This is a genomic window from Cyanobium sp. Copco_Reservoir_LC18 (assembly GCF_009834675.1).
GTDB classification, from domain to species: Bacteria; Cyanobacteriota; Cyanobacteriia; order PCC-6307; family Cyanobiaceae; genus Cyanobium; species Cyanobium minutissimum.
In genome coordinates, this window is the sequence record NZ_ASAC01000004.1 from 137,000 (window position 1) to 153,106 (window position 16,107).

The following is a 16,107-nucleotide window of genomic DNA, read 5'->3' on the forward strand; positions in this document are numbered from 1 at the left end:
GCGGCGGTGGTGCCGGCCGTCAGGTCGTCGGAGGCTGCAGCTCGATCGGCGTGATGTCGCTGAACCGACCGAAGGCCTGATCCCTGGCCAGGGCCACGAAGGCGTCGAGATGGGCCAGTCCCCGATCGGATCGTCGGCGCAGCGCATGGAGTTCACCCCAGAGCCCCGCCTCCCCGAGCGGCACCCGCGCCACCGCCGCCGACGCCGGCACGGCCCACTCGGGCAGGGCCGCCACCCCGAGGCCCAAGGCCACCCACTGGACGATCATGGCGGTCATCTCCGCCGTGCGCCGCCGCCTGGGGATCACGCCGGCGGGTTCCAGGAAGCGGCTGTAGAGGTCCAGCCGGCATTCGGACACCGGGTAGGTGATGATCGTTTCGGAGGCGAAATCCTCCGGGCTGAGGAACGCCTTACCAGCAAGAGGGTGGTGTCGGGGCAGCACCGCCACGATCTGGTGGCGGAACAGGGGATCGGCCAGCACACCCCGGCCGCTGCTGCGCTCTCCCGTGATCACCAGATCCACGGAGCCCTCCAGCAGGCCCGGCAGGGGATCGAACTGGGCGCCGAGGCGCACATCCACCTCCACCTCGCCATGGCCGTCGCGGAAGGTGAGCATCGCCGGCAGCAGCCAGTCGATGCAGGAGTGGCACTCCAGCGTGATGAACAGGCGCCCGGCGGCACCGATCACCATGCGCTGCAGATCGTCCTCGGCGGCCTCGATTTCCGGCAGCACCACCTGGGCGCAGCGCAGCAGGCGGCGACCCGCCGCCGTGAGCACCGCGGGCCGGCGATCTCGGTCGACCAGCCGGATCTTCAGCTGTCGCTCCAGATCCCGCAGCAGATGGGAGAGGCCCGACTGGGTGCAGTGCAGGCTGCGGGCCGCCGCGGTGAGGGAGGAATGGCGGGCGATGGCCTCCAGAGCGCGCAGGTGATGGAGTTCGAGCATGGACGGGCCCGCGGAGGCAGGAACCATGAGCCGCACTCATCATCGTCGGTGGCATGGCCCTCCGGCATGGTGCTGGCCTCCCCACAGGCGGCAGGGGGAGGCTGGCCACCATCGCGATCACCCGCATGGCCATGCCAAGCCAGCCCTCGACCTCCATGCCGCCCGGGATCGCCGGCGGGGACGGCACCGCCTGGGTGCAGCCCTTCCTGCACCAGCATTTTGTCCAAGTGGGGGCCATGGCCTGGCAGGGTCTGCACCGCTCGGGACGCGGCCTGGTCGTCTGTGGGGTCGAGCTGCCCCAGGGGCGCCCCATCCACTGGGCGTCCGAGCCAGTGCCCCATCGCCTGGCGTACTGGCCCAGGGGCGAGGTGACCGCCCAGCTGGTGGCCCTGGGACTGGACACCGTCGACCACGGCCTGCTGCAACACGCCCTTGTCACCTACGAGGCGGGCACGGAGCTGGTGGCGCTGATGCTGGCCTCAGCGGAGCCCACCATCGTGCAGTTGCGGCGCATGCGGATCACCCCGGCGGAGTGTCACCGGCAGCTGCAGCGGCGACGGAGCGAGTTCTGCGGGGTGGGCCGATGAGCGCGACGCCACGCTCCATCTCCAGGGCCGACTTCGTGCTCGGCCCCTACAGGGCCAGCCGCAACGACCGGGCGACATGGCAGATGCTCAACACCTTGGTGCCCTACCTGCTGCTCTGGTGGCTGACCCTGCGGGTGGCGGCGGTGTCGCTGTGGCTGCTGCCGCCGTTGATCCTGCTGCTGAGCCTGTTCTCGGTGCGCTGCTTCTCCCTGATGCACGACTGCGGCCACCGTTCCCTGTTCCGCCAACGCTGGCTGAACCGCGGCTTCGGGTTTGTGCTCGGACTGGTCAACGGGGTGCCGCAGCTGGCCTGGTCACGGGACCATGCCGATCACCACCGCACCAATGGCGACTGGGACCGCTACCGCAGCGTCATCGACATGCTGAGCGTCGAGGAGTACCGGCGACTGGACCCGCTTCAGCGCCGCCTTTACGCCACGCTGCGCCATCCGCTGATGGCCTTCCCAGGGGGCTTTTTCTACCTGGCCATCAAGCCACGCCTGGATCTCGTCTCGGGGCTGATCGCCAGCCTCACCGGCAGCCGGGCCCCCCGGCCTTGGGCCTCACCGGCCGAATTCCACGACCTGCTGCTGTGCAATCTGGTGTGGGTGGGCGGCGTGGTGCTGCTGGGCTGGTGGCAGGGGTTCGGGCTGTTCCTGGGGATCTATGCCGCCGTTCTCACGCTGTCGGCAGCGATCTTCATCGACCTGTTCTTCGTCCAGCACATCTTCGAAGACAGCTATGCCCATCGCAGCGAGGGATGGAGCCACCTCGAGGGAGCCCTCCGTGGCACGAGCCTGCTGCGCCTGCCACCGGTTCTGGCCTGGTTCACCGCCGACATCGGCTTCCACAACATTCATCACCTCTGTGAACGCATCCCCAACTACCAGCTGCGGGCCTGCCACGACCACCACCAGCACCTGCTGGCCGACGTGCCGACGCTGACCCTGGGGACGATGCTGGCCTGCGCCAGCTACCTGCTCTGGGATTCCCACCAGGACCGACTGGTGACGATCGCGAGCGTGGACTCAGGCCAGGTTGTGACAGTCGTCTACGGCATCGAGGAATCAGCCCGGTGACGGAGGCCCTCGTCCCAGCATCGGCTGGGCCTGGCTGGCGTGATTGCCCCATGAAACGGTTTCTCGCCCCCCTGCCCCTCGGCCTGCTGCTGGCCCTGGTTCCCGCGGCGGCTCGCGCCCATGCCGAGCACGGCGATGGCGGTGGGTTCGTGGCCGGGTTTCTCCATCCGATCAGCGGCCCCGACCATGTGGTGGCGATGGTGGCCGTCGGCCTCTGGGGCGCGGTGCTGGGGCCACCGGCCCTCTGGGTGCTGCCGGTGGCCTTCCCGCTGGTGATGGCGTTCGGCGGGCTGCTGGGCCTGCTGGGGATCCCGATCCCCGGGGTGGAGATCGCTATCGCCGTGTCGGGGTTGGTGCTGGGTCTGATGGTGCTGTTCGAGGTGAAGGCTCCGCTCGGGCTGGCGGCGCTGATCGTGGCGGCCTTCGCGGTGTTCCATGGCCATGCCCACGGCAGCGAGCTCCCCGCCGGCAGCGATGCCCTCGCCTACAGCCTGGCCTTCGTGATCGCCACCGGGCTCCTGCACCTGTTGGGCATCCTGCTGGGGGAGACCCGCCGCTGGCCTGGGGGCCGCCGCTTCGTGCAGGCGGCCGGCGCCCTGGTGGCCTTGGTGGGGCTGTTCTTCCTGGAGCGGGCCCTGGCATGAACCGCTTGGGCCGGCTCAGCCGGCGTGGCTGGACGGCGCTGGCCGCCGTGGCCGCGATGGCCAGCCTGGTGGCCGTGCCACCGGCCCTCGCCCATGCGCTGCCGGCCGGACTGGGAGCTGTGCTGAAGGGTGCCGCCCAGCTGGTGTTCTCCCCGGCCGATCTGCTGCTGGTGTGCGGTCTGTGCGCCCTGGCGGTTCAGAACGGAGCGGAGCCAGGATCGCGGCTGCGCCTGGTGCTGCCGACAGCCTGGCTGATGGGGGGAGCCGTGGGCCTGGGGCTGCCGGCGAAGCTGGCGACGTCATGGTCGTCCACGGTTGCCTTCACCCTGGTGGGCCTGCTGGTCGCCCTGGCGGTGCCGCTGGGTCAGCGGCTGACCACCGCCCTGGCAGGGGTGGGGGGGCTGGTCTGCGGCCTGGCCCATGGCTCCGCCCTGGCGCTTCACAGCGGAGCACCGCCGGCGCTGGCGGGGGGTGCCATCGCCGTCGCCCTGATCACAACGACGCTTACCCTGGCGCTGCGACCCCCGCATCCGGGCTGGATGCGGGTCGGTCTGAGGGTGGTGGGCAGCTGGATCGCCGCCTCCGGGCTTCTCAGCCTGGGCTGGCTCCTGAAGGGCCCGTCCTGAGGCGGGCCGGAGAGGAGTTTGGATGGACCATCAGGGTTCTGGATGCTCCTCGCAGGGCATCCAGAACGATCCCATGGCGTGGGCCCCTTCGCAGCCGAGCTCCTTCGCCTTCCTGAGAGCCTCCTCGCGGGTGGGGTAGGCGTAGAGGTTGGGCTGGCCCTGGCCTGAGCTGTGGTTGTGGTGATGGTGCACGTGGCCGCTTGGGCTGCCGAGGCGGTAGGGGCCCATCCCCTCCATCCCCACCCACCAGACGCCCATAACGTTCACCCCGGCGATGAGGATGCCCATGCCGACGACGGAGGCGTTGATCACCCCCATGGCCACGGCGCCGAGGCTCAGGACCCCCATCGGCACAACGCCGATGCTGATCACCCCCATGGGGACGATGCCGATGGAGATGATGCCCAGGGGGGCGATGCCGATGGCCACGATCTTCGGCCGGCCACCGCAGCCCGAGGATTCACCGGAGGGAGGCGTCTCAGGCGCGAGGGGTTCGGCCATCAATGGGAGCCGGAGCCGGCCGAGCCGCCTTTGGTTTCGCCATGGCTGGCGCAGGGCATCCACATGCTGCCCATCTGATGGGCCCCCTTGCAGTTGAAGTTCTTGGCGGCGGCTTCCGCTTCCGCTTTGGTGGCGAACATGGCTTTCTGCGGCCCCTGACCCGTGTGCTGAGCCAGGGCAGGAGCGCCGCCGAGGGCGGCCAGGAGGCCGGTGGCGGCGGCCAGGGGGGCGAGGGGCGGTCGGCAGCGCAACACAGCGGCCCTGGATGAAACGACAATCATTCTGCCAGGGGCGCCCCAGGTGCTGTCATCCCTGGGAACGGTTGGAGCCCGCCCCGGCCCGGGTGAGCTAGCGCCCATTCTCAGAGCGTGCCCGCCTCCAGCTCGTGGAGATAGAGGAACTCCGGGGATTCGACACCGGCCTGGCGGCGAATCTCCACCAGCTCAGGGGACTCAAAGAACGCCTTCGCCTTGGCGATCGATTCCCAGCGGGAGAGGTGCACCACCTTGTTGGGGTCGCTCCCCTCACGGAGCACCTGAAAGGACCGCTCGCCGGCGTCACGGCGCAGGGTGGCCGCCGCGTCGAACACCGTCTTCCAGGCCTCGTAGTCCCGCACGGCGTGGATGATCAGCACATGGTCCAAGGGTTCACTCCAGGGGATCGACAGGACTGGCCTGAGCCTGCGCAGCCTGCACGGCAAGCGTCAGATACGTCTCAAGGTGCTTGCTCTTGATGTCTTCGAGGCTCCTGAGCTTGAGGTGGCGTCGCCCCTTGCCGGATCCTTCGAGCAGGCCGTGGGGGTCGGCGATGAACGCACCGCAGCTCAACTCCACTGAGACATGCTGCCGATACACGAACACACCACCAAACGGAAGACCATCGGAGGCGAAGACCAGGCCCCCGTACTTCACCTCCTCCGTGAGCGATCGACAGCGCTCCTGCACGCAGTGACGCACGGCCTGGACGATGGCATGGGACGGCTCCGAAGCCAGACGAACGCTCTCCAGCAGACCGCTGACGGATTCGGCTGCCATCAGGCTCTGCCTGGCCAGGGAGAAGTCTTCTGCACGGTAGGAGGAGCCGAAAGAGAGAGAAAGGACCACGCTGAAACGACTGGTCTTGCGATCGGAGTTCACGCCCCCCGGACCGCAGGGATCAGACGCCGGCCGCAGAGGACCGCGCCGAAGCCGAACACGTACATCAGCAGGCTATAGACCGCCGCCGGCACCGCCATGTCGGGGTTGTTGAGCAGCCCGGCGGTGATGGCGATCGCCAGAGTTCCGTTCTGAATCCCCACTTCGATCGCGAGGCACACCTGCTGGGCCACGGGCAGGCGGAACAGCCTGCCGGCCAGAAAGCCCGCCAGCATGGCCAGCACGTTGAGCAGGGCGATGGCCAGTCCCATCTGGGCCAGAAAGCCCGGCAACTTGGGGGCCTCGCGGATGAACAGCAGCAGGATGATCAGCGCCAGCAGGCCCCCGGCCAGGCGGCCCATCTGCTTCTCCAGGCGCCGGGCCGGTCCGGGGAAGTGATGACGGATGGCCATGCCGACGGCCGTCGGCAGCAGGGTGATCAGCACGATCTGCAGCATGGTGGTGCCGATCGGCAGGGCGATCGCGGCCCCCTCCCCCAGGAAATACTGGAGGGCCAGGTTGGTGAACAGCGGAATCGTGACCACCGTGACGATGCTGCTCACGGCCGTCAGCGTCACCGACAGGGCCACATCCCCCCGGGCCAGGTAGGTCATCAGGTTCGACGACGGCCCTCCCGGGCAGACCGCCACGACCACCAGCCCCACCGCCATCACCGGCTCCATGGGCACCACCAGGGCGATCAGGGCCCCCAGCAGCGGCAGCACCAGGCACTGGCAGACCGTGCCCACCGCGACCGCCCGGGGGTAGCGCGTGATGCGCCGGAAGTCCTCGGGCACCAGGCTCAGGCCCATGCCCAGCATGACGATGGCCAGGGCCACCGGCAGCAGGACGGCGGTGAAGACACTGCTCTGCATCAGGGGCTCTGAATCAGTGGATGGCCATGCCCTGCATCACTGTGCCCATGATGCTCACCCGCGCCCAGCGCGGCAGGGGCACGAGCGACCAGCTCAGCAGCTTCGAGAGCGCGCCCGGCAGCACCGTGGCCTGGCGCCCGAGGGCCGCGAGGATCGGCCGGGCGATCGCCTCGGGCTCCAGGGCCATCCCCAGCGCCATGCCGGCCCTGGCGGCGAAGCCGCTGTGGGTGGGCCCGGGGGCCGCGGCCAGCACGGCGACGCCATCGCCCCGGAGTTCCACCTGCAGGGCCTCGGCCAGGCTCTGCACGTAGGCCTTGGTGGCCGCGTAATGGGCCGCGTAGGGCATCCCCTGGAAGGCGGCGATCGAGCTGAGCAGCACCAGGCCGCCCCGGCCCCGCTCCCGCAGGCGGCGGCCGAAGTGGTGGCAGGCCTGCAGCACCGCCCGGCCGTTGACCATCAGCATCCCGGTTTCGCTGGCGATGTCCGCGTCCAGAAAGGGGCCGGCGCTGCCGAAGCCGGCGGAGGCCACCAGCAATCCCACATCCAGGGGGTCGGTGACCCGGCGGATCGTCTCGAGATGGTCCTCCCGGGCCAGGTCGACGGCAATGATCTGCACCTGCACGCCGTGGCTGGCCCTGAGGCTGGCGGCGAGGGTCTCGAGGCGGGAGCGGTCGCGGGCCACGAGCACCAGGTTCAGCCCGGCCTCCGCCAGGGCGACGGCCAGGGCGCGGCCGATGCCGGAGGAGGCGCCGGTGACGACGGCCCAGGGTCCGTAGCGTTCCAGGAAGCGCCGCTGGCGTCGGGTCGGGGCGGAGGGCATCGCGGCTTCGGGGAGGGGTTGCTGAGGCGCTCAGCAGGGGCTGCAGATGTCGATGAGGCAGCCGTTCGGATCGACGGTCAGGAAGCGGCGCTGGCCGTAGAACTCGTTCCTGGGCTCCTGCAGGATCGAAAGCTCCAGGGACAGGGCCTTGGCGTACACAGCATCGACGTCAGGAACCACGAAGGTGAGGTACATGCCGGCAGGCGCCTGCTGAAAGGCAGGCGGAACCAGCTCACTGGATCGGGCGATGAGCCCGAGCTCAAGCCCGGGATGGGTGGGGGAGCGCAACTGGACGTACCAGTCGCTGTCGTAGTTCACCTTGAACCCGAGGAGCGAGACATAGAAATCGCGACTCTCGCCCAGACGGTCGGAGCAGAGGTTGGTCAGCAATCGCGAGAAGGTCATGGGCGTGGCCGTCGACAGCTGGGAGCGGATGCTGACAGTCAGGAATCAGCCCAGGGTCGCCGCATCGCAGACCTTGGTGCCTCAACCTGATGGGGGGTCACACAGGGGTGGAATCAAGCGCCCTGGAAACGGCGTCAACAAAGCGACCGCCCCAGAGACAGCCCATCAGAGCGAACGTGATCACGATCAGCGTGGCCACGCCGAGCTCAATGGTGCTGGGCGGAAAGGGGTGGCCAGCGGCGAATGGGGCCGAAACGATCAAGGCGCCCATGGCGGCTCCCCCAGCAGAACGCAGAGCGAGACTGGAATGAGTCGTTCTGACGGGCGTCTCAGGCGGCATCCTGTCCCCAAGGCTTGTTGAAGCGGATTGTAAGCAGGCTCCAGAAGGGCCTGGTTGCTCCAGCGTTCCATCAAGCCGCTCCAGCCTGGCTGGTCCACCGGATCGGCCAATGATGGGAAACCCCAGCTGCGTGCGCTTGATGGCCATCACCACCTGCGGGCAGAAAGCAGCTGGATGGGGGAATTCATGACCCGTACGCGCTGGCCAGCCGCCTGACCTGCGGATTGGAAGCGCCATAACTGACGATGGCCACATCAAGATCAACGTGCCGATAGAGGTTCAGGGTTCGCTGGAGGGCGTCCAGAATCCAGTCGGTGTCGTTGCCAAACGCGCCGCCGCCGAGAAGCGTGAGGAACAGCCTGTTGCTTCCATACTGATTCGCATTCAGGATGGCCGTGCAGATCGTTGCTTCATAGGAGGCTTCCAGAATCAGCCGTGCGAATGGGCCCCAAAGGTTCGACGCATGCCGGGAATAGGCAACGGGCAAGGCGGAACCGTAGGCCTGGGAAACAAGGTGGCTGCAATTCTTCAGTGTCACCTGGGTCCTCCACTGAATTCCGATCCGCAGCAACCGTCGCCAGCCGTCCAGTTCGGCATCGCCGGAGGACTTCAGACGTTCTGAGATCTCAACCAGGCCAGCACGCGAAGCCAGGGGATAGCCATTTCTCATCTCCCAGAGGCGGCCCTCTGTATTCCCCAGGGCGATGCCCAGATCTGCAAGGCAGTCGATCTGGTGGCGCGGTGATTGGCCAGCTTGCCCGTTGACGTCTGCAAAGTAGTTGCGATAGATCGTTCCTGCACCAGCTGCGATGGCACACGCCGGTCCCTGGGTATGGTCATGCTCATAGATTCCCACTCCCTGTTCTGGGGTCACATCCGGAGACACCATTTCCAGCAGGTTGAACTGCGACGCCACCTGGAAGAGGGCATTCGCGTTCGACGCATCGGCGTGCAGATCCTGGACGTTGGCAACCACTTCACGCACCGTCAGCTTGCCCGATGAATAGCCACTGGAATGAACGCGCTCTCGCAATTCAGCCAACGATGGTGTTTCCAATCGGCCACAGATCAGAACCCTCCCATTCGCAAGGGAATGCAGAGTGCCACCTTCAAGCCTGATCGTCTCACGAACTTGCCCTGGGGAGCGCTCCGAAAAGCCGGTCAGATTTTCGAACCACATGATTAAGCGCCGTCAGGGGTAGCCAACGAGGCGTGTCATTCCAAAAGTCCTCCACGAAGGGCATAAGGGATCAGCTCGATAGTGCGCTTGACAGTCATTGGCCCAAAGCATGGTAGCGGTGTCAAGGCTTTTCCATGGTCATTTCCATGATAGGCATCCTGACGTTGAATCCCTCAGCCTCCTCCGGCGGCGGAAAGAACGACGAGATAGACCAGAAGTCGTCTTCGCTCAAGTGATGGGACCCCGGCGGTCGCTCGCGATTGCGCCTCGCAATCCTTTCCAGGCGGACTTCATCCGAGGTGTTGAGAAAGTGCAGAACTTGGTTCGCCGAGGCCTGTGCCTAGTCATCAAAGGTGCTCATCTCGTCACCGTAGAGCGCCAGCAACCAGACATCCTCAGTCACCAGGATTGGCGGTTGTGCTCATGGGGCGACGAAATCAACGGCTTGGCTCTTCACTTTGGCAAGCCGGCTGCCAACCTGATCTCGGTTTTCTCCCCCTCTGATAGTGCGTCCCAATGTCGATCTTGCATGGCTCCCTCGAGGGAGTAGAGGTAGTAACAGACTGGCAGATGTTTGCCTGGGCATTGGGCAGACATCAATCGATAGGCTTTGGCAGCCCCAAGCTCTCTGAGCTCTGCCTCGCTGGTAATCCCAGCCTCCTGGAGCCTCATGGCAACGGTTGTTCCGATGTTCCGCAGATGGGAAAGCTGGTTGGTGGTCATGGATCTGGGTCCAACAACGATGAGGGTCAGGAGACCATCATCGAGGCAAAGTCCCTGGTGGGGGGCCTGACAGGAAGGAGTCGAACAGGGCTCGATGCCTGGACAGGCCGTACTCGTCCGCGCGCGTCTCGTCGGAACGAACCCATTGGATCAGGTTGTCCAGATTCTCGTCCTGCTCCTGGGGGGAACTGAACTTCTGCGGCTCCCAAGGCCTTGAGCGGCAGTGGGCCACACAGGTCTCAACGCCAGGGTTAAGGAAGATCAGTTCATCGCACCAGTCCAGGATCGGCTCGATGATGTCGGCATAGCAGCCTTCGATGATCCAGCTGGACTGGCCTGAGATCCAACGTCTGACCTCATCGATGCTGTCCTGCAGGGGCCGTCTCTCAGGGCCGCCACAAAACGCCACCGCATCCAGAGAGAGGCACGCGGCTGATCGTTGGGCGATCATCATCCTGGACAAGGTGCTCTTACCGGCTCCCGCATTGCCGAGAAGGATGACGTTCATGGCACGAATGAACGGAGACCCAAATGTCTTGTGGCTCAGTGGCTAATCTTCGACAAGGGACAGGAGAGACGTCCCCAGCATGATGTTGGCAGCCCCGATCAGGCTGTCATCCGGGTCATCTCCCGAAAAGGCGAGGTGCACACCCCCGCCAACCATAAAGACGGCGAGGATGTTGATGCTCCATTTGGAGAATCGCCTCATGAACATACCGACTTGCCACGGATTCATGTCTTGATCATCTCAAAAGGGACAGATAGAAGGTTCATTCGCAACCACACGAGACATCACGTTTCCCCCAGTCGAGTCCACCATCAAATCTTTGACCGTGAAACCAAGCGTCGTCATGTTCAACGCTCCCTTGGTTGGTGCATTGCACCCGATGGCATCGCCATCGATGACGACGGTCGATGACTGATCAATGGCTGTGGCGGCTGCGGCATCCATGTCTCGGCGGGGGATATGGATCGCATCTGGAATGTGTTCCGCCGCAAAACCCTCCGGAGAGCGTGCATCCAGATCCCATGAATCAATCTCATGGGCCAGCCTGTTCGCATCGTGTTTGAACTGTTCGTCCATCGACGCCTCCACTCTGAAGGTCAATGATTGAAGTTGAAGGATTGGGTACAGCCGTCAGGCAGCTATCGGGTAGATCTCGCAACCATGAGCCGAGGGAACTTCGGAGACATTCCAGTCTATGGCATTTTGCAGATCTTGCCCCTGCGTACCCCACGGAAGCCTCGATTCGCCCCACGGGGTCAGGCCCTCCCGACGTCCCCGTAGCCTGATCCCCATGGCCCATGCCCTGGCGCTGCTGGCAAGTGCGTCGCGCCGCCAGGCGCTGCTGGACTGGCTCGACCGGCAATCGCTGGCGGTGGCCGGCTTCCCCCTGCTGGCCAGCGCCGAACTGGCCGAGCAGCTCCGCAGCGACCCGCGCACGGCCCAGCTGCGGGTCACGCCACTGGCGGCCCTCGCCGAGGGGGGGGACATCCAGGTGGCCGCCGAGGTGCTGGCCGGTGCGGTGGACCTGGTGGTGGCCTTCCTCGATCCGACGGCGCCGGCGGGCACGTCGCCCGACGCCGGGCTGCTGATGCGCGCCTGCGATCTGGCCGCCGTACCCCTGGCCTTCAATGCCGCCACCGCCGAGCTGGCCCTGCGCGGTCTGTCCCACGGCCGCTCGGCCTACCTGCTGTTCAATCCGGTCGCCGGCCAGGGGGATGCCAACGCCGATCTGGCCCTGATCCGCTCGATCCTCGAACCCCAGCTCCGGGTGACCGTGCTGCTCACCCGGGCCGGCCTCGACCCGGCCGACCAGTGCCGCGAACTGGTGGAACTGCTCCAGGCCCGGCCGGCCGACGAGGCGGGCAACGCCATGATCGTGGCCTGCGGCGGCGACGGCACCGTCTCGGCGGTGGCGGGGGCGGTGGCGGGCACCGGCATTCCCCTCGGTGTGATCCCCCGCGGCACCGCCAACGCCTTCGCCTCGGCCCTGTTCATTCCCACCGACCTGGTGGCCGCCTGCGAGACGATCCTGGCCGGCCACACCCACGTGGTGGACGCCGCCCGCTGCAACGACGTGCCGATGACCCTGCTGGCCGGGGTCGGCTTCGAGGCCGGCATGGTGGATCGCGCCACCCGGGAGCTCAAGACGATGCTGGGTCCGCTCGCCTACGTGCTCGCCGGCGCGCAGCAGCTGGCGTCCCAGCAGCCCTTCCAGGCCCGCGTCGAGATCGACGGCGCCGTCACCGAGGTGCAGGCCGCCGCCATCACCGTGGCCAACGTGGCCCCCGCCACCTCCGTGCTGGCCCAGGGCTTCGGGCGGGTGATCCCCGACGACGGCCTGCTGGAGGTCACGATCGCCTCCCCCGCCACCCGCCTGCAGGGGCTCAACGCCCTCGCCTCCCTGCTCACCTCCGCCGTGGTGCAGTCGCCCGCCAACCACCCCGACCTCCTGTGCCTGCGGGCCCGCCGCATCACGATCACCACCGACCCGCCCCAGCGGCTGGTGATCGACGGCGAGATGGTCGAGGCCGCCCCGGTCACCTTCACCTGCCTGCCCGGCGCCCTGACGGTGTTCGCACCGCTGCCGCCACCGTGAACGGACGTCCATGAACCTGGCCACCGAGGCGGGCGTCGCCACCAAGATCCGCCGCATGGCCGACCGGGTGCGCTGGGGCCATCCCGCCTTCGCCCGCCACGGCATCGACCCCTGCCGCCTGGCGATCGCGGGCGATCCGGGCACCCCCGAAGCCTTCTCCTTCCTCGTGCTCGGCGACAGCGGCACCGGGCTGCACCGTCGCGCCACCCCCCAGCGGCGCGTGGCGGAACAACTGCTCGCCCATGGCGCCGATGCCCGCTTCCTGCTCCACACCGGCGACGTCGTCTACCCGGTGGGCTCCAGCGAGCAGTACCCCGACAACTTCATCCGTCCCTACCGGGAGTGGATCGTCGGCGGCGAGGACTGGCGGCGGCTGCGCTACGACCAGCTCGTCTTCCGGGTGCCGTTCCTGCCGGTGCTCGGCAACCACGACTACTACGACCTGCCCCTGCCGCTGGGGCTGCTGGCCGGCCTCACGGCGCCGCCGCGCCGGCTGCTGCGCCGCTGGATCCAGCTGGATGTGGGCTGGCACGGCTCCTACGTGGGCCAGGCCTGGGCCCGCGCCTTCCTCGATGGGCTGGCGGCCGTGCCCGAGGCCGGGCTGGAGGAGCACCTGGCCCGCACCCGCACCGCCACGGTGGACGGGGCCCGCTGCCTGCTCTACCGCCCCGGCGCCTTCACCCGCCTGCCCCATCGCCACTACACCTTCCGCTGGGCCGGCCTCGATGTGTTCGCCCTCGACTCCAACACCTTCAACCAGCCCCTGCCCGCCGGCGACGACGGCGGGGAGCTGCGCCGGCGACGCCAGCGGCTCGACGCCGAGCGCGCCGCCCTGCTGCTCACCCTCGGTCCCCTCGTCGGCGACGCGGACGCCCGCGACGACCGGGCCGCCAAGGCCCAGCAGCTCGACGAGCAGATCCGGGACATCGACAAGCAGCTCGAGAGCGGGCCGCCGGCGGTCGACCAGGAGCAGCTCGACTGGTTCGCCGACGCCCTGATCGCCTCCTGGCGCAACCCGGAGGTGCGGGGCCGGCTGCTGGTGCTGCACCATCCCCCCGTCGTCACCGAAGTCAGCAAGTGGGACCAGGGCCAGACCCTGGCGGTGCGGGCCCGGCTGCGCGGCGTGCTGGATCGCGTCGCCGCCGCCCTCGGCGAACGGCCGGCCGGGCGCCCCCTGATCGATCTGGCCTTCAGCGGCCATGCCCACTGCCTGGAGCTGCTCCACACCGGAGACACCGGCCACGGCGACGCCCACATCCCCTGGCTGATCTGCGGCGGCAGCGGCTACAGCCTGCGGCGCCAGCGGCCGGAGGGGCCCGAGCTGCTGGAGGGTCCGGCGGGCAGCGAGCGGGTCGTGGCCCGCTCCCGCCTGTTCCTCGGCCGCAGCGGCCGGGGCTCCTCCCTGCGTCGCACCTACTCCGCCCTGCAGGTCGACGTGGCGGCCGGCAGCCCCCTCACACTCACGCTCACGCCGCTTGTGGCGGAGAAGGCCGATGGGCGCTGGCGTCACGGGACCCTCGATCCGATCCTGCTGCCAGCGACGGGCTGATCCCGCGCGGGGTCGGTGCGGCAGGGGGGGCGCAGCGGATCAGCGGTGTTCGATCAGCTCATCGAGCGGATAGCGCACCTTGGCCAGGTCGGCGTACTTGTCGGCCGGATCGCGATACCCGGCGGCGCACACCACGGCACTGCGGTAGGGGGTCGCCTCCAGGCCCAGCAGGCGGTCGTAGTCGGGGGGCGAAAAGCCCTCGATCGGACAGGTGTCCACCTGCAGCAGGGCGGCGGCGGTCATGAAGTTGCCCAGGGCGATGTACACCTGGTTGCTGGCCCAGGTGGCGATGCCAGCGCTGCGGGGGCCGTCGACCAGATCCTTCTGCATCATCTGCCGGTAGCCCTCCAGCGGCTCCACCGGCACGCCGCGGGCAGCACTGGTGGCCTCGATCAGCCGGGTGAGATCGGCCAGCTCGATCGTGCGGCGCGCCAGGAACACCACCAGGTGCGAGGCGTCGGTGATCTGGGACTGGTTCCAGGAATGGGGCCGCAGTTCGGCCCGCAGGGCCGGATCCTCGATCACCAGGAACCTCCAGGGCTGCAGGCCGTAGGAGGAGGGGGTGAGCACCAGCGCCGCCTCCAGCGCTGCCCAGGTGTCGGCGGGAATGCGGCGACTGGGGTCGAACTGCTTGGTGGCGTAGCGCCAGCGGAGGGCATCCAGCAGCTCGGTGGAGCTCAGGGTCATGGTCGGGCAGCGTGGTGACGGAGGGTGTCGAGCGGAACTTAAGCGGGGGCGACCCGTTTCGCCGGTGATCTCCGATGCCCCCGCTGGGGACCGGGGGCAGGTGTAGACCGAACCATCCCCCGCCCCACGTCCATGGACCCCAGCGCGGATCTCTCCGGCCACCTCCTCCAGCTCGCCTGCGGCAACTGGGTGACCCAGATGCTGCACGTGGCCGCCGAGCTGGCGATTGCCGACCATCTGGCGGCCGCCGGCCCCGAAGGCCTGACGGCCGAGGAGCTCGCCGGCCGCTGCGGCGCCGACGGCGAATCCCTGTTCCGGCTGCTGCGGGGTCTGGCCAGCCTGGGCGTGTTCGCCGAGAGCGGCAGCCAACCGCGCCGCTTCGTGCTCACCCCCCTCGCCGGACTGCTGCGCAGCGACCACCCCGGCTCCCTGCGCCAGTTCGTGCGCATGCTCGGCGGCGAGCACTACGACGCCTGGACCGACCTGCTCCACAGCGTCCGCAGCGGCGAGAGCGCCTTCCGCCACCACTACGGCGAACCGGTCTTCGACTGGTACCGCCACAACCCCGAGCGCGGCGCCATCTTCGACGGCGCCATGACCGACTTCTCCCGCGTCGAGACCGAGGGTCTTCTGGCGACCTGGGACTTCAGCGACGCCCGCCACCTGATCGACGTGGGCGGCGGCCGCGGCGGGCTGCTGCAGGCGGTGCTGCGCCAGCACGGCCATCTGCGCGGCACCCTCTTCGACCAGCCGGCGGTGGTGGCGCCAGTAGCGGTGCCGCCGGAACTGGAGGGACGCTTCTGCGTCGGCGGCGGTGACTTCTTCGCCGGCGTGCCGGCCGGCGGCGACACCTACCTGCTCAAGCACATCCTCCACGACTGGGGCGATGACGCCTGCCTGACGATCCTGGGCCACATCCGCACCGGCCTGGCCCCGGGCGGGCGACTGCTGATCCTCGAGCAGGTGATCCCCCCGGGCAACGATCCGGCCCCGGGCAAGCTGCTCGATCTGAACATGCTGGTGATGACCGAGGGCGGCCGGGAGCGCACCCCCACGGAGTACGGCCAGCTGCTGGAGCGCGCCGGCCTGCGCCTGGCGGGCATCCACCCGACCCCGTCACCGGTCGCCGTGGTGGAGGCGGTGGCGGCCTGAGCGCGGGCCCCGGCGTCACACCAGCAGGCCGAGCACCAGGGCGATGGCCCCGCCGATGGGGCCGAAGAAGAAGAAGCTGGTCATCGCCGCGGCCAGTTCGCGGTCGTGGCGGGTGTAGGGCTGCAGCACCAGCACGTAGCTCAGGCCGGTGCTGAGCACGAAACCCGCCAAGCCGAACAGCAACCCCCGTCCCAGCCGTTTCCAGCGCATCCCCGGGGGCTCCGCTTGGCCTGCTTTCCTCAACAGGCAGTTTGCCA

22 protein-coding genes are annotated in these 16,107 nt (G+C 68.1%); 7 read left to right on the plus strand and 15 right to left on the minus strand.

Annotation, left to right across the window (positions count from 1 at the left end; all coding sequences use genetic code 11):
- Positions 1-19: 19 nt before the first annotated feature.
- On the minus strand, positions 20-946 hold the full coding sequence (locus L107_RS01900; protein ID WP_159816195.1) for a LysR family transcriptional regulator: 927 nt from the start codon (positions 944-946) through the stop codon (positions 20-22).
- A 155-nt stretch (positions 947-1,101) separates the two neighbouring features.
- On the opposite strand from L107_RS01900, the gene L107_RS01905 reads away from it, so the two are divergent.
- From L107_RS01905 to L107_RS01920, 4 genes are read left to right on the plus strand one after another with little or no spacing between them, the layout of a single operon-like run.
- Positions 1,102-1,533, plus strand: a complete 432-nt coding sequence (locus tag L107_RS01905; RefSeq protein ID WP_159816196.1) for a hypothetical protein — start codon at positions 1,102-1,104, stop codon at positions 1,531-1,533.
- Positions 1,530-2,612: a fatty acid desaturase gene (locus L107_RS01910; RefSeq protein ID WP_159816197.1), complete on the plus strand. Its 1,083-nt coding sequence runs from the start codon at positions 1,530-1,532 to the stop codon at positions 2,610-2,612. Before L107_RS01905 ends, L107_RS01910 begins: the two co-directional genes overlap by 4 nt.
- Before the next feature lie 50 nt (positions 2,613-2,662).
- Positions 2,663-3,256: a HupE/UreJ family protein gene (locus tag L107_RS01915; RefSeq protein WP_159816198.1), complete on the plus strand. Its 594-nt coding sequence runs from the start codon at positions 2,663-2,665 to the stop codon at positions 3,254-3,256.
- The gene (locus L107_RS01920; RefSeq protein ID WP_159816199.1) at positions 3,253-3,882 is read left to right on the plus strand and encodes a hypothetical protein; all 630 of its coding nucleotides are present in this window, start codon (positions 3,253-3,255) and stop codon (positions 3,880-3,882) included. The genes L107_RS01915 and L107_RS01920 overlap by 4 nt, the downstream gene beginning before the upstream one ends.
- 30 nt (positions 3,883-3,912) lie before the next feature.
- Here L107_RS01920 and L107_RS01925 read toward each other — a convergent pair whose 3' ends face one another.
- From L107_RS01925 to L107_RS01980, 12 genes are all read right to left on the minus strand, one after another.
- Positions 3,913-4,383 carry a hypothetical protein gene (locus L107_RS01925; protein WP_159816200.1) on the minus strand — a complete coding sequence of 157 codons (471 nt, stop codon included), beginning with the start codon at positions 4,381-4,383 and terminating at the stop codon, positions 3,913-3,915.
- Complete coding sequence (locus tag L107_RS01930; RefSeq protein WP_236550445.1) at positions 4,383-4,634, minus strand: DUF3721 domain-containing protein; 252 nt, start codon at positions 4,632-4,634, stop codon at positions 4,383-4,385. The genes L107_RS01925 and L107_RS01930 overlap by 1 nt, the downstream gene beginning before the upstream one ends.
- A 110-nt stretch (positions 4,635-4,744) precedes the next feature.
- Complete coding sequence (locus tag L107_RS01935; protein WP_236550457.1) at positions 4,745-5,017, minus strand: antibiotic biosynthesis monooxygenase; 273 nt, start codon at positions 5,015-5,017, stop codon at positions 4,745-4,747.
- A 13-nt stretch (positions 5,018-5,030) separates the two neighbouring features.
- Positions 5,031-5,519, minus strand: coding sequence for a DUF1801 domain-containing protein (locus L107_RS01940; RefSeq protein ID WP_201295776.1), 489 nt, complete (start codon positions 5,517-5,519; stop codon positions 5,031-5,033).
- Positions 5,516-6,391, minus strand: a complete 876-nt coding sequence (locus L107_RS01945; RefSeq protein ID WP_159816203.1) for a bile acid:sodium symporter family protein — start codon at positions 6,389-6,391, stop codon at positions 5,516-5,518. Before L107_RS01945 ends, L107_RS01940 begins: the two co-directional genes overlap by 4 nt.
- Positions 6,392-6,404: 13 nt before the next feature.
- Positions 6,405-7,211 carry an SDR family oxidoreductase gene (locus L107_RS01950; protein ID WP_159816204.1) on the minus strand — a complete coding sequence of 269 codons (807 nt, stop codon included), beginning with the start codon at positions 7,209-7,211 and terminating at the stop codon, positions 6,405-6,407.
- Positions 7,212-7,241: 30 nt separating this feature from the next.
- Positions 7,242-7,616: a VOC family protein gene (locus L107_RS01955; RefSeq protein ID WP_159816205.1), complete on the minus strand. Its 375-nt coding sequence runs from the start codon at positions 7,614-7,616 to the stop codon at positions 7,242-7,244.
- 97 nt (positions 7,617-7,713) lie between these two features.
- The gene (locus L107_RS01960) at positions 7,714-7,887 is read right to left on the minus strand and encodes a hypothetical protein (RefSeq protein ID WP_159816206.1); all 174 of its coding nucleotides are present in this window, start codon (positions 7,885-7,887) and stop codon (positions 7,714-7,716) included.
- 253 nt (positions 7,888-8,140) lie between these two features.
- Positions 8,141-9,013: a hypothetical protein gene (locus L107_RS01965; RefSeq protein ID WP_236550446.1), complete on the minus strand. Its 873-nt coding sequence runs from the start codon at positions 9,011-9,013 to the stop codon at positions 8,141-8,143.
- Positions 9,014-9,589: 576 nt separating this feature from the next.
- Positions 9,590-9,859, minus strand: a complete 270-nt coding sequence (locus L107_RS16990) for a TfoX/Sxy family DNA transformation protein (protein WP_159816208.1) — start codon at positions 9,857-9,859, stop codon at positions 9,590-9,592.
- A gap of 37 nt (positions 9,860-9,896) precedes the next feature.
- Positions 9,897-10,367, minus strand: a complete 471-nt coding sequence (locus L107_RS01975) for a shikimate kinase (RefSeq protein WP_159816209.1) — start codon at positions 10,365-10,367, stop codon at positions 9,897-9,899.
- 240 nt (positions 10,368-10,607) lie between these two features.
- On the minus strand, positions 10,608-10,943 hold the full coding sequence (locus L107_RS01980; protein WP_201295777.1) for a rhodanese-like domain-containing protein: 336 nt from the start codon (positions 10,941-10,943) through the stop codon (positions 10,608-10,610).
- Between the two features lie 214 nt (positions 10,944-11,157).
- Here L107_RS01980 and L107_RS01985 point away from each other — a divergent pair, with 214 nt between their 5' ends.
- The gene (locus L107_RS01985; protein ID WP_159816210.1) at positions 11,158-12,462 is read left to right on the plus strand and encodes a diacylglycerol kinase family protein; all 1,305 of its coding nucleotides are present in this window, start codon (positions 11,158-11,160) and stop codon (positions 12,460-12,462) included.
- Positions 12,463-12,472: 10 nt separating this feature from the next.
- Complete coding sequence (locus L107_RS01990; RefSeq protein ID WP_159816211.1) at positions 12,473-14,011, plus strand: metallophosphoesterase; 1,539 nt, start codon at positions 12,473-12,475, stop codon at positions 14,009-14,011.
- A gap of 39 nt (positions 14,012-14,050) precedes the next feature.
- On the opposite strand, the gene L107_RS01995 is transcribed toward L107_RS01990, so the two are convergent.
- Positions 14,051-14,698 carry an NAD(P)H-dependent oxidoreductase gene (locus tag L107_RS01995; RefSeq protein WP_159816212.1) on the minus strand — a complete coding sequence of 216 codons (648 nt, stop codon included), beginning with the start codon at positions 14,696-14,698 and terminating at the stop codon, positions 14,051-14,053.
- A 132-nt stretch (positions 14,699-14,830) separates the two neighbouring features.
- Between L107_RS01995 and L107_RS02000 the strand changes: the two genes are divergently transcribed.
- A complete protein-coding gene (locus L107_RS02000) occupies positions 14,831-15,850 on the plus strand; it encodes a methyltransferase (protein ID WP_159816213.1) in 1,020 nt (339 codons plus the stop codon).
- Between the two features lie 15 nt (positions 15,851-15,865).
- Here L107_RS02000 and L107_RS02005 read toward each other — a convergent pair whose 3' ends face one another.
- Positions 15,866-16,060 (minus strand): hypothetical protein, encoded by a 195-nt coding sequence (locus L107_RS02005; protein WP_159816214.1) that lies wholly within the window; start codon positions 16,058-16,060, stop codon positions 15,866-15,868.
- Between the last annotated feature and the right edge of the window lie 47 nt (positions 16,061-16,107).

Bases quoted from the DNA above. Each gene is read 5' to 3' on its own strand.
- L107_RS01900 (WP_159816195.1), bottom strand. From the start codon at position 946: ATGCTCGAACTCCATCACCTGCGCGCTCTGGAGGCCATCGCCCGCCAT.
- L107_RS01905 (WP_159816196.1), top strand. From the start codon at position 1,102: ATGCCGCCCGGGATCGCCGGCGGGGACGGCACCGCCTGGGTGCAGCCC.
- L107_RS01910 (WP_159816197.1), top strand. From the start codon at position 1,530: ATGAGCGCGACGCCACGCTCCATCTCCAGGGCCGACTTCGTGCTCGGC.
- L107_RS01915 (WP_159816198.1), top strand. From the start codon at position 2,663: ATGAAACGGTTTCTCGCCCCCCTGCCCCTCGGCCTGCTGCTGGCCCTG.
- L107_RS01920 (WP_159816199.1), top strand. From the start codon at position 3,253: ATGAACCGCTTGGGCCGGCTCAGCCGGCGTGGCTGGACGGCGCTGGCC.
- L107_RS01925 (WP_159816200.1), bottom strand. From the start codon at position 4,383: ATGGCCGAACCCCTCGCGCCTGAGACGCCTCCCTCCGGTGAATCCTCG.
- L107_RS01945 (WP_159816203.1), bottom strand. From the start codon at position 6,391: ATGCAGAGCAGTGTCTTCACCGCCGTCCTGCTGCCGGTGGCCCTGGCC.
- L107_RS01950 (WP_159816204.1), bottom strand. From the start codon at position 7,211: ATGCCCTCCGCCCCGACCCGACGCCAGCGGCGCTTCCTGGAACGCTAC.
- L107_RS01955 (WP_159816205.1), bottom strand. From the start codon at position 7,616: ATGACCTTCTCGCGATTGCTGACCAACCTCTGCTCCGACCGTCTGGGC.
- L107_RS01960 (WP_159816206.1), bottom strand. From the start codon at position 7,887: ATGGGCGCCTTGATCGTTTCGGCCCCATTCGCCGCTGGCCACCCCTTT.
- L107_RS16990 (WP_159816208.1), bottom strand. From the start codon at position 9,859: ATGACCACCAACCAGCTTTCCCATCTGCGGAACATCGGAACAACCGTT.
- L107_RS01975 (WP_159816209.1), bottom strand. From the start codon at position 10,367: ATGAACGTCATCCTTCTCGGCAATGCGGGAGCCGGTAAGAGCACCTTG.
- L107_RS01980 (WP_201295777.1), bottom strand. From the start codon at position 10,943: ATGGACGAACAGTTCAAACACGATGCGAACAGGCTGGCCCATGAGATT.
- L107_RS01985 (WP_159816210.1), top strand. From the start codon at position 11,158: ATGGCCCATGCCCTGGCGCTGCTGGCAAGTGCGTCGCGCCGCCAGGCG.
- L107_RS01990 (WP_159816211.1), top strand. From the start codon at position 12,473: ATGAACCTGGCCACCGAGGCGGGCGTCGCCACCAAGATCCGCCGCATG.
- L107_RS01995 (WP_159816212.1), bottom strand. From the start codon at position 14,698: ATGACCCTGAGCTCCACCGAGCTGCTGGATGCCCTCCGCTGGCGCTAC.
- L107_RS02000 (WP_159816213.1), top strand. From the start codon at position 14,831: ATGGACCCCAGCGCGGATCTCTCCGGCCACCTCCTCCAGCTCGCCTGC.
- L107_RS02005 (WP_159816214.1), bottom strand. From the start codon at position 16,060: ATGCGCTGGAAACGGCTGGGACGGGGGTTGCTGTTCGGCTTGGCGGGT.